We start from the raw sequence: 14,380 nt of genomic DNA on the forward strand, positions 1-14,380 counted from the left end.
AAATTTTCGCAGTCCTATGTTCTGAAAATCAGCTCCAGGTAAATGCTGTGAAAGAAGCCGTAGATCTGATTGACCAGATCCGCAAACATCAAAGTGATAAAAATGATGATAAACGCCGCCAGCAAAGTAAGAAACAGGGTGACCAGAGTCTTCGCCAGAGTATAGTTATGAACCTGCATAATTCCGGTCAGGAACATGATAACGCCATAGGCAATGCCGATCCCCAGCACCAGCCAGTAGAACGCTTCCTCCCCCTCCGCCATGAACAGGCTCAGCAGCGTAGCCAGATTGAAGGAAACAATGAAAGGCACCATGGCATATCCGATGGCAATTGCAATGTCCTTCAGCCGGCCCTCTCCCTGCATAAGACAGGTGACGGACCAGTTGCTGACGCAGAGCAGCAGATAGAACAGCAGCACTCCAACCAGCTCGGTCAGGCTGTCCACCGCCCTGGGATTCAGTTCATTTACCACGAAGCTGGCATACAGGCGATTGAAGGAGAAGCTGACACCGAACAATATCACCAGTATCACCGCAATGGGCACGCTTCCCTTGCCGATATGGCGGATCCAGTAATACCCGTCAACGGGGTGCGATACGGTGTATAATACATAGCTCCACTTTTCCTTAGAGAAATATTTGCTCATGATGTCTTTCCACCTCCTGCCCTCAGCCCCTGACTGCGGCCACTGTTTCTGAAGCCCTTCCCGCCTCTGTCCTTGCCGTGGCTGTTTTTCTCGTCATGGCTATTTTTTCCGCCATGGCTATTTTTTCCGCCATGGCTATTTTTTCCGCCATGGCTATTTTTTCCGCCATACTTCCGGCTCCTTTGGAATCCTCTGACAGCTGCTGCAAGAAGGATCACCGCCACGGCTGCCGTCAGCAGAAAATTCATATTTTTCTTCAGTACTTCATTGCGGTAACGGCGGAAGGCAATGGAGTAGAATTCACTGCTCATTCCCCGCTTCAGATAATCCATAGCCAGCTTATAATTCCCCGCCGTCAGATAGGCCTTGCCGATACCCACATATGCCAGCTCGTTATTCTCATCCAGCTCCAGCACCTTAGCCCACAGCTCCACTGCCTGGGCCTCGTCTCCGTCATACCGGAGCGCCACCGCCTTGTTAATCAGATTTCCGTAGTCCGTTTCGGTGAAGGTCAGAATCTCCGCCCGGTAAGCATCCAGAACAATTACTGCTTCTCCGATATTCTCAATCGCTACCGGACTGGCGAAGGTTCCCTTCTGGGTTCCCAGCCCTCCAAAGATATATAGCAGATTGCCCTCATGATCATAGGTGAATATTCTGCCCCTCCGGCGGTCCAGCATGGAGTACATTCCCTTCTCGCGGTATACCACATCGGTGATCTGGGAAGGCCCGGCATATTTGGAGAAACCGTCGATCAAGAGATCGCCGCCCACATTCTTATTCTGCCCCTTCTTAATAACATCCTGACCCTTAGGATTGAGCCTGCGAATTGCCTGGAGCCCCTCGGCATCAATATTGGAGGCGTAGACAAAGCCGTCGCTGTCCACATCCATTCCGGTGAATTCCGTAGGAATATAGAGCTTTTGGTTCGAACGCTCCTCCTTGGTGGCAAGCCTCTTCCAAAACTTTTCCCAAAGGGATATCTCCACCTCGATGGTTCCGAAGAAGCCCATGAATTCGCCGTTTTTCTCAAACACCATAATTCCCTGGAACATATTCTGGGCAATGCAGTAGATACGATCCGCATAGTCCACCGTTACCTTCAGAGGGGTGAATACGTAATTATCCTCCAGCTCCTCCGAAGCGGGATTGGCAACAATCTTAACCAGCGCCCCTTCCCCGTCCAGAACAACAATCCGGTTATTCTGGGAATCCGCAATATACAGCTGGTTATTCTGCGATACGCAGACTCCGTAGGGAGCCTTGAAGGTATCCTTCCCTTCATTCTCAAACTCCGTAATAACCGCTTCCACACGGGTCATGTTCTTATTGAGGATAATAATCCGGTTATTGCCGGTATCCGCAATTACGATTCTTCCATCCGGGGTCTTGCACAGATCCTGAGGATTGCTGAAGGCCCCCAGAGGCTCTCCGTTATATACCAGCTGGGTTCCCGATACGGAATCAGAAGGAATATAGGCCGCCGGAGTAAATACAATATCTTCATAAAAGTTATAATTATAGGTATCATAGGGCAGCTCGTTGGCCAGTGCGGCTGCAGTGCCTCTCCAGACCAGAGCTGCCGCAAGAACAGCCAGAACCGCCATTTTTCGGAGCATAAAGCCGGTAGTTCTCCTCTTGCCGCCGTTCAACACATTGCAGTCTAATTGCTGCTTACCGCTACTTAGCATATATCCGGCTGCTTGCTGTCTGCCACTGTTTCTCCATCTCCATCGCTTCATAATCCCAGCTCCCCTCATTCTTTCATACCCGAAGTAGTCATGGTCTCCATAATGTTGCTCTGGCAGATCAGGAAAAATGTAATCGGCACTGCCGCAATAATAAAGGTTACCGCCGCACCCGCTCCGGCTCTGGCCGCACCGCCCTGGGTAATCTGCTGCAATGCAAACTGCAGAGGCTTCAATTCCTCATCCCGCAGGAAGGTTCCTCCCGTATTGGCCCACATCTGCTGGAACTGGAAGATAGCCAGGGTCAGCCAGGCAGGCTTTACATTGGGCATTACAATCCGGCCGAAGATCAGAAATTCGCTGGCGCCGTCAATTTTGGCGGATTCCATTAAGGAATCCGGAAGCTGCTCCATGAACTGCTTCATCAGATAAAGCCCCATGCCAAAGGACCAGGCAGGAAGAATCAGTGAGAAGTATGTATTGTTAATTCCCAGCCAGGATACAATCATATACTGGGGTATCTGAGTTACCGTCCAGGAGAACATCATGGACAGTACCACCAGACGGAATAACAGATCCTTACCGGGAAACTTATGCTTCGCCAGAGGATAGGCCGCCAGGGATGCCACCAACACATGCCCGGCCATCCCTCCTCCCGTAATGATGATGGTATTAATGATATACCGGGAAAAGGGAATCCAGGAATCATTCATCAGCACAAACAAATCCGAGAAATTCTCCAGCACCGGATTTTTCACAAAGATCTTGGGAGGATATTGAAACAGCTCATCCAGGGGCTTTAAGGCATTATTCACTATCATAATGATGGGGAGCGCCATAAAGACACCGCAGAACAGCATCAGGGTAAAGAGCAGTCCATTTCCCGCCTTGGACCGGTTCAGCTGCTTCTCCCTCGGCCTGCGCCGGAAGGGGTTCCACCCTGTCTTCGAATAAGTAACAATCTGGTTCTTCATTATTCCCCGACCCTCCTCAAGAGTTTTTGCACAAACTTATTTGTGCCTACCATCAGCAGGAACAGTATGGTTGCAATGGCCGATGCGTAGCCCATCTCAAATCTGGTAGAACCGTAATCCAGAAGATGGGTTACCACGGTGGCACCCGAATAATTCACAGAAGGATTTCCCGCCAGGTTAATGGATATATCCGCCACGGCAAAGGACTGGGTAATCTGCATCACGGCACCGAACATAAGCTGGGGCTTCATAGCCGGCAGAGTGACAAACCACAATTCCTGCCAGCGATTCTTTACTCCGTCCAGGGCCGCCGCTTCATACAGACTTTTGTCCACCGTCTGAAGGCCGGCAATAAAGGCCAGAAAGCCCGTGCCAAGGCTCAGCCAGAGCTGGACGATGATCAGAAAGGGCATAATCCACTTTGCCGTCTTCATCCATACAATCGCCTCATTAATGATCTCATAGCGGAGTAAAATGCCGTTAAGATAGCCGTAGCGGTCACCTGTAAGAATCAGATTCCATACCACATAGGCGTTGCCGCAGATGCTGGGCGCATAGAATACCAGCGTCAGAAATGCCCTTAGCTTTCCGCGGAATTCATTGATAATCCATGCGAACAGCAGACACAGAAGATAGCTGGCAGGCCCGGTGATTACGGCAAACAGCAGCGTGTTCTTCAAGGATATCATGAAAATATCATCTTCCAGCAGCAGCTTGGTATAGTTTTTCCAGCCTACAAAGGTGGGCAGCTCCAGCATATTGAAATTGGTAAAGCTGAGCCCCATGGACATTGCCACCGGCAGCACCGTGAAAAAGAAGAACAGGATAAAATACGGCGCCAGCATCAGATAGGAAACCCGGCTTTTCCCCATGCGATAGCGGAGCGTTCCCTGACGTCTGGCCAGCTCCAGAACCTCCTCCGATCCGATCTCTTGAACACAAGCCTTATTCATGCTCCCCACTCCACTTTCAGTATTCTTACGATCTCCCATGTTAATATCTCCATTCTGCCGGTGCCCCGCCTTGCCATGCCCCGGCATATCATTCTTACTTCCCATCGCCGTCCTGCTTCCTTGCTCCGTCCGTCCCGGTCAATCCCAGCTCAGCCAGCTTGTATTCAATCTCCGCGTTAATATAGATTACCTTCTCCATCAGCTCCTCCCTGGGCGTTGAGGTATCCGTATCCGTAACCACGGTATAAAAAGCATTGTTGACATTACGCCAGGAATAGTAACCGCCCGGTACCTGCCGGATGCCCTTGAGCTGCTCAAATTGCGCCGTCAGCGCCCTATAATCCTCTACCGGCCAGGCCAGCCTCGCCAGCGCTTCCAGATTCGCCGTTGCCACTCTGGCACTGGAGCCCATGAGGCTCTCCATCTCCCGCCCGTATAGTACCTGTGTCTCCGCGGAGGTCCACCACTTCAGGAAGGTCCAGCTCTCCTGAGGATGCTTGGTACCCGCCATAATGATATCCGCCAGGCCGATGGTTCCGGTGGTATGATTAAGGGTCCCATCCTCCTGCATGATTCCGGGAACCGTGGTAAATTCCCAGAGTCCTTCAATGTCAGGGGCGGACACCTGCAGGTTATTATAGACCGTATAGTCCGCGATAATAAGAGGACATTCCCCGGTACGGAAGCGTTCCTCCGCGCTGGTTTCCTTATCCAGCTTATAATCCGTGTAAAACTCACAGTATTTCTTGAAGGCGTTGACCGCCACCTCGGAATTAAGAGCGGAGGCGGTTCCGTCCGCATTATAATAATCGCCGCCCATCTGGTACAGCAGCATGGCAAAGATCTGCTCTCCCGGATACATGCCGAATTCCATCTGGTTCTTGGCAAGCACCGTCATGGCCACCTTCACCTCGTCCCAGGTTCTAGGAACCTCCATTCCGATCTCGGATAAGATGTCCTTTCGATAGAACATCATAAGAAAGGTCTGGGTATCCGGCAGCGCATAGACGCTGTCCCGGAAGGTAAAGGGCACCAGGGCGCTTTCGGAGAAACGTCCCGCAACCTCCTGATAATCCGGAAATTGGGTCAGATCCAGCACCGCATTACGGATTCCGTAATTCACCGGGGTATCATTGGCCGCGCTGATCAGATTAGCTGCCACCTGGGTGGAAGCAACCTGGGTCGGCCCCACCTGGATCGCCACATCCGGGCCTTCTCCCGCCATCTCCGCCTTCAGCAGGGTGCCCATATCCACCAGCTGGACATTGACATTAATTCCTTCCTCTCCGGTGAAATTATCATCGATGAGAGATTTGATCACATTGGCCTGATCCCGTCCGGTTCCGATCCACAGGGTTAATGTTACACTTTCGTCGTCCTTCTCCGATATGTTGCCGATCATGTTATAGTTTATAAGAAAGGAATAGAATAACCGCTTGATTTCATATGCGCATTTGGAAAAAAAGGAATCCTGCCGGTATTCCGCCCTTTTGTCTGCGGAATAGATATTAATCCGATCCAGCGCAAGGGGCTGAACCACCACCTGGGTGAGCCAGTTGCCGCAGGCGCGTACATTGATCTTATAAGCAGTGATTACCTTTACAAAGTCCTCCTGGTCCTTAATTAAGTAGGTCAGCTGGTCTCTCATGGTACGAAGCACCGCCTCCTTCTCCGAACCGGATCCGGCAAGGGCACGCAGTTCGATAATGGCATCGGCAATCTGATCCCGTACATCGATCAGCTCCGCCTCCAGTCCGGGCAGGGTCGCTTCAATCTGGTAATCCCGATATTTATCCGGCTTTACTCCGATGATGCGGATCACCTTGCGGTAAATGGCATTCAGCTTTCCCACCGCTTCCTTGACCTCTCCTATGATACTTGCAAATTCACCCAGCACCACTTCCATGCGAATGGTATGGCGGCCCGGCTTCAGGTAGAACTGGTAGGCATTCCCCTTCTCGTCGGAAAGCACCACATCCTTCCAGGAAGAGCTGTAGCCAAAGCCATATGCCTCCATTTCCTGAAAGGGAACCTTACCGTCGATCATAATTCTGCGCGATACCTTGATCCCCCGGAGATAGCTTTGCTTTGCATACATGGATATATTGTAATACCCGGCTTCCTCCACCTCAAATTCCCATTCGATCCACTGCCCCGCATCCCGCCAGGACTCATCTCCGATGGTATTATTCAGCAGCAGCTTAGGACTGGAGGGATATACCGCAGGCGAGGACTGGTCCTGCCGGGGATACAGCATCTGAGAGGAGGTCACCTTTGCGTTCTCCGCCTCGATACGGATAAACCGATCTTTGGTCTCCGCAGCGCCTTCCTGGTCCCACAGAGCTTTCTGAGTCTTGTAATCCCGGACCTCTTCCATATATCCCAGGGTTAATTTATGGATCAGCATGGGCTCCCTTAAGGATAATATGGATATGGTATGCTCCCCCTCTGTGAGATAGATTGCCAGGGGCGCCGTGATATAGCCATTGCTGTCATAGCAGTAGTCCCTGATCCAATCCGGAACCTCCAGCCCGCCCGGCTTGAGATCATTTCCCTGATTATCCTTCTGCCAGTTCATTACGGTAACACCATTATCATCCACATGGGATTCGCTGACCTCCGTCGTCCAAAGCCGGCTGAATTCCACTAAGGACAATTCCTTATAGGGCAGCTCTCCGTCGATAAAAATGCTTCTCTGTATATCCGAGCTCTTACCCTCTATGGGATAGTACTCCAGAGACAGATAATAGAAACCGCTCTGCTTCACTTTTACATCAAACTCCACCAGGGCATCCTCAGAAGTCAGCAGGCTGTCTCCTTTCCTTCCCTGATAATCCGTATAAATCACAGGAACGGCTTCCGCTTCCCTTTCCTGATACCTGCTGTAGTCCGCGGCCGCAATCTCAATCTCCGTCTGCGGATAGCTTCCCGTATGGCTTTCTATGTAGGAATTATAATTTGGCACCGAAGCATCGATGGAATAGGTATTCAATGCCTCTTCAAAATCCTCCCGCGTCTTGTCACTTGCCGCCTGCGCCGCCCGCCTGTCCGGAGATGCCGTAAGATTTAAGTGTGTCGGAACGCCCAGGTATGAGATTGCCGACAGAATCAGCACCCCTGCCGTCATCCGCCTAAAGTAGCTCTTGATGTTCATTTGCCATACCCCTTTCAAATCATTTGCGCGAGAATGTATTTCCCCCGATACCGTTCCTCTATTTTACTTCAGGTCCTCAACCAATCTTCCGTTAATCGGGTAGGATGTGAGATCCGGCAGTTCCTCCAGAGTCAGGACCTTCTCATGCCGATACGCCTTCTTCAGCATCTCTTCCTCGGTATATTGCTCGCTTATAGTGAAGATGCCGATATCCTTGGCTACAAATTCCCCGCTCCAGGTACACCACATTCCCCACATCACTCGATCCCGAAGCGCCAGATCCGGGTCAAATACACAGCCATTCTCCGTGAGATAGACCAGCTTCTTGGCCTCCGTATAGCTCTGGGCCTTAATATAGCGGGCCGCCTGGGAGGTATAGACCCGTTCGCCGGGGTAGATATCCTCCCCGATGATGTCCACATAATCATCGCCGGGATACCACTCCCCATCCTGTCCGTTCCACACCCAGATCAGATTATTCAGCCCATATTCTACAGTGAGCCTTTCATATAATAAGAGATAAAGCTTCTTAAATGCCTCCGCTCCCGATGCTCCCCACCAGAACCAGCCTCCGCTTGCTTCATGAAGCGGCCTCCACAAAATGGGGACTCCGGCTTCTTGCAGCACCAGCAGCTCCCGGGCAATGGCATCAATGTCCTTCATCAGAAGGTCATAGCCTTCCGGGTCTTTGCCGTCCATGATCTTCTTCAGATTGATATTGGTGGCATCGGTATAAAATCCCCGGTACCATTCCCCTGTCAAATATTTTGCCGGCGCATTCCAATGCCAGCAAAAGGTCACGATACCTCCGCTCTTCCAGAAATCAATTGCCAGCTTCGTCTGATTACCAGAACTGCCGCGCTCCACCCGTGAGGGTGTGTACTCTATAAAGTCAAGCCCCAATACCGCCGGGGTCCTGTCGGTTGTCTTCTTCACGACTGCGAATTCCTTACCGTACTGTCCCGTGCTGCAATACTGCCCGGAAAGGAAATATTCATCATAGATATCACAAAGATAGCTCATGAGCCTCTTTGTATTGTCCGTGGCATTGGCATTGACCAGAACCGGCGATACCTGGTAGCGCTGCGGATTCAATTCCTTTGCCGTATGTATTTCTAATCTGTCCAGCATGATATACCCCCAATAGCTTTCTACTTTGATCTTATGTTCTCCCTCCGTGAGGTACACACGCTCCAGCACTGACGCTTTGAAGTCCTTGCTGTCCGTTGCGATTACTCCCAGCTTCTCATCATCGGCATAGATATAATTCTCTTTATATCCGCCGGCACTGGCGGTAAGAAAGACCAAATCATAAAATCCCTCTGTTCCAATCTGTACCGCAAGGGTACAGGTATCCCCGCTTTTGTGAAATCCCTCCGCATAACCGGTCCCGCTGCTGTCAGAAGCCGCTTCTCTGGAGGTCACATTACCGGTAAAGACTCCATCTTCCGCCTCGACTGTGCAGACCACTTCCTGCTCTCCCTCCAAATACAGGGGTGCTTTCTCCCAAATTCGTGCAGCACCCTGTGAAGAGACTTCTTCCGGGGTATTCTCCTTCCCGATGCTCTCTCCCTCGTCAGAGACATCCCCTTCCGTCTGTGAGATATCCTTGTCCATAGCCCCTCCCTCTGTATGCAGAGCATCCGCTTCAGATATTTCATTTTTCTGCCCGTCTTGCCGGCAAGATATGCATCCGACAGCAACACTCCACAGTACTGCTGCCAATATCAGATATCTTATCTTCTTCATGATTCCTCCACCGCTCTTCATCGCTTCTCATTATTTTTAGCTGGCAGCATTGCACAGCAGCTATCAAATGCATTGATTTTGCAATATACTGCATCATTCATTTTGCATTTATATATGATTATGCATCATATTATATCACAATAATGTCAAATGGTCACTAGGAATATTTAAATTTTTTCAGTTATTTTTGGACACAAAATAGAGTTATTTTTTATCTCTTTTTGTAATATATTATTTTATTATTTATATTATACATAATTCCATACAATTAATGCTATTATTTGAATACTTTATACACATCCCCTTTTATTCATATGTTTTTACAGTCTCAAGCTCATCGCTCATGTCCCAGGAATATCTCTCAATAATTTTGCACCATTATATCAAGCAAGATAAAGCATTTTATCTTCAAACTTCAAAGCATTCCCTATCCGCTTATCAAAACTTCTCAAAAACCTGCCAAAATACATATGACAGCGTTTTCCATAGGTTAGTCCAAATACAGTAATAGAGCGAGATTCAGAGAATCACGCCCTATTTATTGACATAACATCATCAAAAAAGGCTGTTTTAAAACTGAAAACAGTTTTAAAACAGCCTCTGTTATTATTTCTTATCCATGCATTAGACTAGTTGGTAACAACCTCTTCTGTCTCTTTATCAAAGATATGGATCTTGGACATATCAAATGCAATCTTCAGGGTGTCATCCGGTCTTGCAGTTGTACGAGGATTTACACGTGCGGTAATATCCAGAGTATCGTCTACGGAGAAGTATAAGAATACTTCGGCACCCAGCAGCTCGTATACCTTAACAGTTGCCTCGATTACGCTATCCGGGGAATTGTTGATGAACATCTCTTCATCATGAATATCCTCGGGACGAATACCAGCCACAATGGTCTTGCCCTCATAACCGCCGTCGATAACCTTCTTAGCCTTGCTCTCAGGAAGCTTCAGGCTATTCTTTCCGAATTCAACAAATACATCGGAGCCCTTCTTCTGAACGGTTGCCTCGATAAAGTTCATCTGAGGTGAGCCCATGAAACCGGCAACAAATAAGTTCTTCGGTCTGTCATATAAGTTCTGAGGTGTATCTACCTGCTGAACCAGACCGTCCTTCATAACAACGATTCTGGTACCAAGGGTCATAGCCTCTGTCTGATCGTGCGTTACATAGATAATGGTTGTCTGCAGTCTCTGGTGTAATTTGGAAATCTCGATACGCATCTGTACTCTCAGCTTGGCATCCAGGTTGGATAAGGGCTCATCCATAAGGAATACCTTAGGATTACGAACAATCGCACGACCCATGGCAACACGCTGTCTCTGACCACCGGAAAGAGCCTTCGGCTTACGGTCTAACAAATGCTCGATATCAAGAATTTTAGCTGCTTCATGTACAAACTTATCAATCTGATCCTTCGGAACCTTTCTCAGCTTCAGACCAAATGCCATATTATCATAAACTGACATATGGGGATACAGCGCATAGTTCTGGAAAACCATCGCAATATCTCTATCCTTCGGCTCTACATCGTTCATTAACTTATCGCCAATCCATAATTCACCCTGGGAGATCTCCTCTAATCCAGCGATCATACGAAGCGTGGTTGACTTACCACAGCCGGAAGGCCCTACGAAGATAATGAACTCTCTGTCAGCGATTTCAAGATTAAAATCCTTTACAGCGATAACTCCGTTGGGATACTGCTTGGTTATGTTCTTTAATGATAAACTTGCCATTTTATATCCTCCTACATTCTCTACAATTCCTTTTTGTTGTTAATAAAGTATGCTCTTGTACAACTTATTATGGTTTAATGATACACTATTTCATGCTTTTAAGCCATATCCCAATTTAACAAAATAGGATTTTGCCTTTTGTATAATTTGTATACCAATGATTAAAAAAGGTAGATTTAACGGTAATAGACTTTGCATTTCTTTACTTTACTGTCTATATTCAATAAAACCTTCCCCCATAACCTCCCTGACATCGCTTACTATGATAAAGGAGTTAGGGTCTATCTTCTTAGAAATTTCAACGATTCTAACAATTTCTTTCTGGGAGACAACGCAGAAAAGCATCTTCTTATCCCGGTTGGAATACATTCCGGTTGCATTGATCCCGGTGATCCCCCTGTCCATCTGATGCATGACCGCATTGGCGATCTCCGAGTAGCGGTCCGAAATAATATATGCCATTTTTGCGAATTTCAACCCCTCCAGTATTCCGTCGGATACCTTGCCGGTTATGAAGACGGCAATCACCGCATACAGCGCGTTGCCGAGACCGAATACAATTGCACCAAGGAGAATGATAATACCGTCAATCAGTATCAGCATACGGGGCACCGATATGTGCCGGCTGCGAAAATGCAGCAGCGTTGCCAGAAGATCGGTTCCGCCGGTGGAAGACTGGACCGAGAATACCAGCCCGATTCCCGCTCCGCTGATCACTCCTCCGAAAATAGAAGCCAGAAGGTAGTCTTCCAGCAAGAACCCGTGGACCGGAACCACCATGAGAGACAGGGTGAAAGCCAACATCCCGAACAGAGAGGAGAACAGAAATCTCACCCCTTTTGCCTTCATGGCCAATAAAAAGAGGGGTACATTACACAGCACATTAAAAAGCCAGACAGGAACTCCGCCGTCTAATAATCCACCGGTCCAATGCTTTACCACGATGGCAAGGCCGGAGACCCCTCCCGTTACGAGTCCCATGGGCTCATAGACCAGGTTGACTCCCACTCCCATCAGGAATGCTCCCAGCAAAATTATAATGTACTTTCTCAATATCTGAATATGTCTGTTTTTCATCACTGTTTTCTTCATCCATCTACCTCACTGGTATTATATTGGTTATTATTCCTACGTTGCCGGCAACGTATACTCATTGTCTGAGATATGCATCCAAATCATTTAACTGGCGAATCGCTTCGTTTTTCTCCATGTAGAACCCTCCATTTTTCTCTTCCCCCGGAATTCTTGTAAAAGCAACCTCTTTTAAGGGTGTTTTGGAATAGCTCTCCAGATAATTCATTTTTTCAAAAACCGATATATTCGAGCTTAGCTGTTCGTATATCTCTGTGATGTACGCTTCTATCTTATCTTCCCCTTCCAAAGCACCCAGAAGTTCCAGATAGTCCCGGGTGAATACCTCCAGCTTCACAGGTTCCGCCCCGGATGGATCAAGGTCCTCTTCCGTTCCTGCCAGCAGCGCTCCTGCCGTTGTCCCCGGCTGAAGCTCCTTCTCCTCAAAAGCCGTTTGATACAGCTGCTCCGGCAGCACGGTATAGCAGCTCACCGGAAGCTTCAGCAGCTCCTCTACCAGGAGCACAACACAGTCAAATAGCACCGGTGTCTCCAGATATCCCGTCATGGCAGACAGACTGATGCTCTGGGGAATGGAGGGCTGATACCCCGTCAGCTGCCGGTATCTCTGATCTGACATGGTGAGGCGGGTGTTCATGGGAATCGTCAGATAGGTCAGCTGCTTCTTCTCACAATGAAACACCTCCAGCACCAGCCTGCTGATTGTATTGGATTTCGAATCGTAACAGAAAATCAGATTCTTCGATACATCGTCAATGCTTGCCATGGTAATGGGTGTAGGCACGGCTTCCAATTCCGCGGCTGTTTCCTGCAGCCTTTCCGAGGTTACCGGAATAGTTACCGGAACAGGCTCCTCTACCTTCCAGAATTTCATTGCAGACAGATATCCCGCAGCCCCTGCTCCAAACAAAAGAACCACAATAAAAAAGGATTTCAAAAATCCCCAGGCAAACATACTTCCTATCCCTTTTTGTCCCCTCATTATAATCCTCACCTCGTTCCCTTATCTTCAATTATTTTACCATGTTCAGAAAAGATTATCAACAAAAACACCGGTCAAGTCCTTCATAAATCCAAAGGCCCAACCGGTGTGTTCTTTCATTAAAAGCTTCTTTTACTTAAATTTGTGATGACCAAGCTTGAAGGTATATCCCTTCAGAGTTCCGCTAAAATAGAGATAGTTGCTGAAGTCCTTCGCCTTACCGTTAACTTTAATCTCGGTGACACCGCTTAGCGCAGCTTTTGCCGCCTTAATGCACTCTTTCTCTGCTGTCGAGGTAAATCTGCCGGCATCATACTCCGCCAGCGCCCTCTTTAATTTCCCGCTGCTGGCCGGACTGAACTGGTGCTTCTGGTAAATAACTCCCTTTACCGTATCGGGATACAATCTGGATCTTGTACGGTTCATAACTACTATGGCAACCGCAAGCTTTCCATTATAGCTTTCACCCTGTGCTTCACAAAAGATTAATGCGGACAGCAGTCTCAAATCAGCTTCTGAATACTTTGCTTCCGCTTTCTTAACCGTAGTCTTAGCAGTGTCTTCCTTCTCGGTATTCTGAGAAGCCTCTGCATCTTCTGTATCTTCATCTTCAATATCAGCTGTATCTTCAGCTTCAATATCTTCTGTATTTTCAGCAGCTTCTGCAGTTTCCATATCCGCCGTATCTTCGGGGCTTTCTGCATCTTCTGCATCTTCTATCACGGCCTCTTCTTCATTCTGATCTGCCGCCAGTGTTTCTGTATCAATAGAAACCCCTTCTTCAACTGCGGAAAGAACGGCTGCATTCTGCTTTGCCGGGTCTGTTTCCTGATCTGCTGATCCTGCTTCTTCCTGATTTGCCACAGCTGCTGTTACTTCTTCCTGGTTCTGACTCTCGGTTGTGCCTTCTGCTGCATATGCACTCGCTCCTGTAAAACAAAAGGCTATCATTCCGATTAACATACACACTGCCAACTTCCTAAATCTCATGTCGGTACTCCTTATAATAACAATATAATTATTACTTATTTAAGACAAGCTCTTAATCTTTTTAACACTTAGTTAATATCTATGTAATAATTATAACACAAAAATGCCAAAGTTCAAGCATTATTTGCAACTCCACATGTAAAAAATGGATTACTTCCGGATAAAGGCAAGCTATAATCTTGATAAAAGCCTGATAAACACTGGGTTTATCACAGAATAAAGGCGGTCAAAAAAGTTAGGGCTAATAATAAAAATAAACTATATTTTATATTTTGTCCAGTTTATGCTATAATATAACATAGTGAACATGCTGCAGGGTTGCTTGCGGACATGTGAACGGAGCGAAGATCATGAACACGGTTTTGTTCATGATATCCCATAGAGCTTATAACGCTGCATCCGCAGG

The 14,380-nt window shown here is 48.0% G+C and carries 10 protein-coding genes; all 10 read right to left on the bottom strand.

What is annotated here, in order from left to right:
• Nucleotides 1-14: 14 nt before the first annotated feature.
• The 10 genes from HNQ56_RS10395 to HNQ56_RS10440 all read right to left on the bottom strand — a co-directional run bounded on the left by HNQ56_RS10395 (nucleotide 15) and on the right by HNQ56_RS10440 (nucleotide 13,974).
• A complete protein-coding gene (locus tag HNQ56_RS10395; protein ID WP_429145391.1) occupies nucleotides 15-647 on the bottom strand; it encodes a YIP1 family protein in 633 nt (210 codons plus the stop codon).
• Nucleotides 644-2,389 carry a gluconolactonase gene (locus HNQ56_RS10400; RefSeq protein ID WP_429145393.1) on the bottom strand — a complete coding sequence of 582 codons (1,746 nt, stop codon included), beginning with the start codon at nucleotides 2,387-2,389 and terminating at the stop codon, nucleotides 644-646. The genes HNQ56_RS10395 and HNQ56_RS10400 overlap by 4 nt, the downstream gene beginning before the upstream one ends.
• Before the next feature lie 14 nt (nucleotides 2,390-2,403).
• Complete coding sequence (locus HNQ56_RS10405) at nucleotides 2,404-3,309, bottom strand: carbohydrate ABC transporter permease (protein WP_429145395.1); 906 nt, start codon at nucleotides 3,307-3,309, stop codon at nucleotides 2,404-2,406.
• Nucleotides 3,309-4,367, bottom strand: coding sequence for a carbohydrate ABC transporter permease (locus HNQ56_RS10410; RefSeq protein WP_429145398.1), 1,059 nt, complete (start codon nucleotides 4,365-4,367; stop codon nucleotides 3,309-3,311). Before HNQ56_RS10410 ends, HNQ56_RS10405 begins: the two co-directional genes overlap by 1 nt.
• The gene (locus tag HNQ56_RS10415; RefSeq protein ID WP_429145401.1) at nucleotides 4,357-7,416 is read right to left on the bottom strand and encodes an extracellular solute-binding protein; all 3,060 of its coding nucleotides are present in this window, start codon (nucleotides 7,414-7,416) and stop codon (nucleotides 4,357-4,359) included. Before HNQ56_RS10415 ends, HNQ56_RS10410 begins: the two co-directional genes overlap by 11 nt.
• A gap of 63 nt (nucleotides 7,417-7,479) precedes the next feature.
• Nucleotides 7,480-9,165, bottom strand: coding sequence for a glycosyl hydrolase (locus tag HNQ56_RS10420; RefSeq protein WP_429145404.1), 1,686 nt, complete (start codon nucleotides 9,163-9,165; stop codon nucleotides 7,480-7,482).
• A gap of 629 nt (nucleotides 9,166-9,794) precedes the next feature.
• Nucleotides 9,795-10,910, bottom strand: coding sequence for an ABC transporter ATP-binding protein (locus HNQ56_RS10425; protein ID WP_429145406.1), 1,116 nt, complete (start codon nucleotides 10,908-10,910; stop codon nucleotides 9,795-9,797).
• A 207-nt stretch (nucleotides 10,911-11,117) separates the two neighbouring features.
• Nucleotides 11,118-12,002, bottom strand: coding sequence for a YitT family protein (locus HNQ56_RS10430; protein ID WP_429145409.1), 885 nt, complete (start codon nucleotides 12,000-12,002; stop codon nucleotides 11,118-11,120).
• A 58-nt stretch (nucleotides 12,003-12,060) separates the two neighbouring features.
• Nucleotides 12,061-12,984 (bottom strand): hypothetical protein, encoded by a 924-nt coding sequence (locus HNQ56_RS10435; protein WP_429145412.1) that lies wholly within the window; start codon nucleotides 12,982-12,984, stop codon nucleotides 12,061-12,063.
• A gap of 132 nt (nucleotides 12,985-13,116) precedes the next feature.
• Nucleotides 13,117-13,974, bottom strand: a complete 858-nt coding sequence (locus HNQ56_RS10440; protein ID WP_429145414.1) for a cell wall hydrolase — start codon at nucleotides 13,972-13,974, stop codon at nucleotides 13,117-13,119.
• Between the last annotated feature and the right edge of the window lie 406 nt (nucleotides 13,975-14,380).

The organism is Anaerotaenia torta, assembly GCF_050433395.1.
In the GTDB taxonomy this organism is placed as follows: Bacteria; Bacillota; Clostridia; order Lachnospirales; family Lachnospiraceae; genus Mobilitalea; species Mobilitalea torta.

Bases quoted from the DNA above. Each gene is read 5' to 3' on its own strand.
- HNQ56_RS10430 (WP_429145409.1), bottom strand. From the start codon at position 12,002: ATGAAGAAAACAGTGATGAAAAACAGACATATTCAGATATTGAGAAAG.
- HNQ56_RS10405 (WP_429145395.1), bottom strand. From the start codon at position 3,309: ATGAAGAACCAGATTGTTACTTATTCGAAGACAGGGTGGAACCCCTTC.
- HNQ56_RS10395 (WP_429145391.1), bottom strand. From the start codon at position 647: ATGAGCAAATATTTCTCTAAGGAAAAGTGGAGCTATGTATTATACACC.
- HNQ56_RS10400 (WP_429145393.1), bottom strand. From the start codon at position 2,389: ATGAAGCGATGGAGATGGAGAAACAGTGGCAGACAGCAAGCAGCCGGA.
- HNQ56_RS10440 (WP_429145414.1), bottom strand. From the start codon at position 13,974: ATGAGATTTAGGAAGTTGGCAGTGTGTATGTTAATCGGAATGATAGCC.
- HNQ56_RS10435 (WP_429145412.1), bottom strand. From the start codon at position 12,984: ATGAGGGGACAAAAAGGGATAGGAAGTATGTTTGCCTGGGGATTTTTG.
- HNQ56_RS10425 (WP_429145406.1), bottom strand. From the start codon at position 10,910: ATGGCAAGTTTATCATTAAAGAACATAACCAAGCAGTATCCCAACGGA.
- HNQ56_RS10420 (WP_429145404.1), bottom strand. From the start codon at position 9,165: ATGAAGAAGATAAGATATCTGATATTGGCAGCAGTACTGTGGAGTGTT.
- HNQ56_RS10415 (WP_429145401.1), bottom strand. From the start codon at position 7,416: ATGAACATCAAGAGCTACTTTAGGCGGATGACGGCAGGGGTGCTGATT.
- HNQ56_RS10410 (WP_429145398.1), bottom strand. From the start codon at position 4,367: ATGGGAAGTAAGAATGATATGCCGGGGCATGGCAAGGCGGGGCACCGG.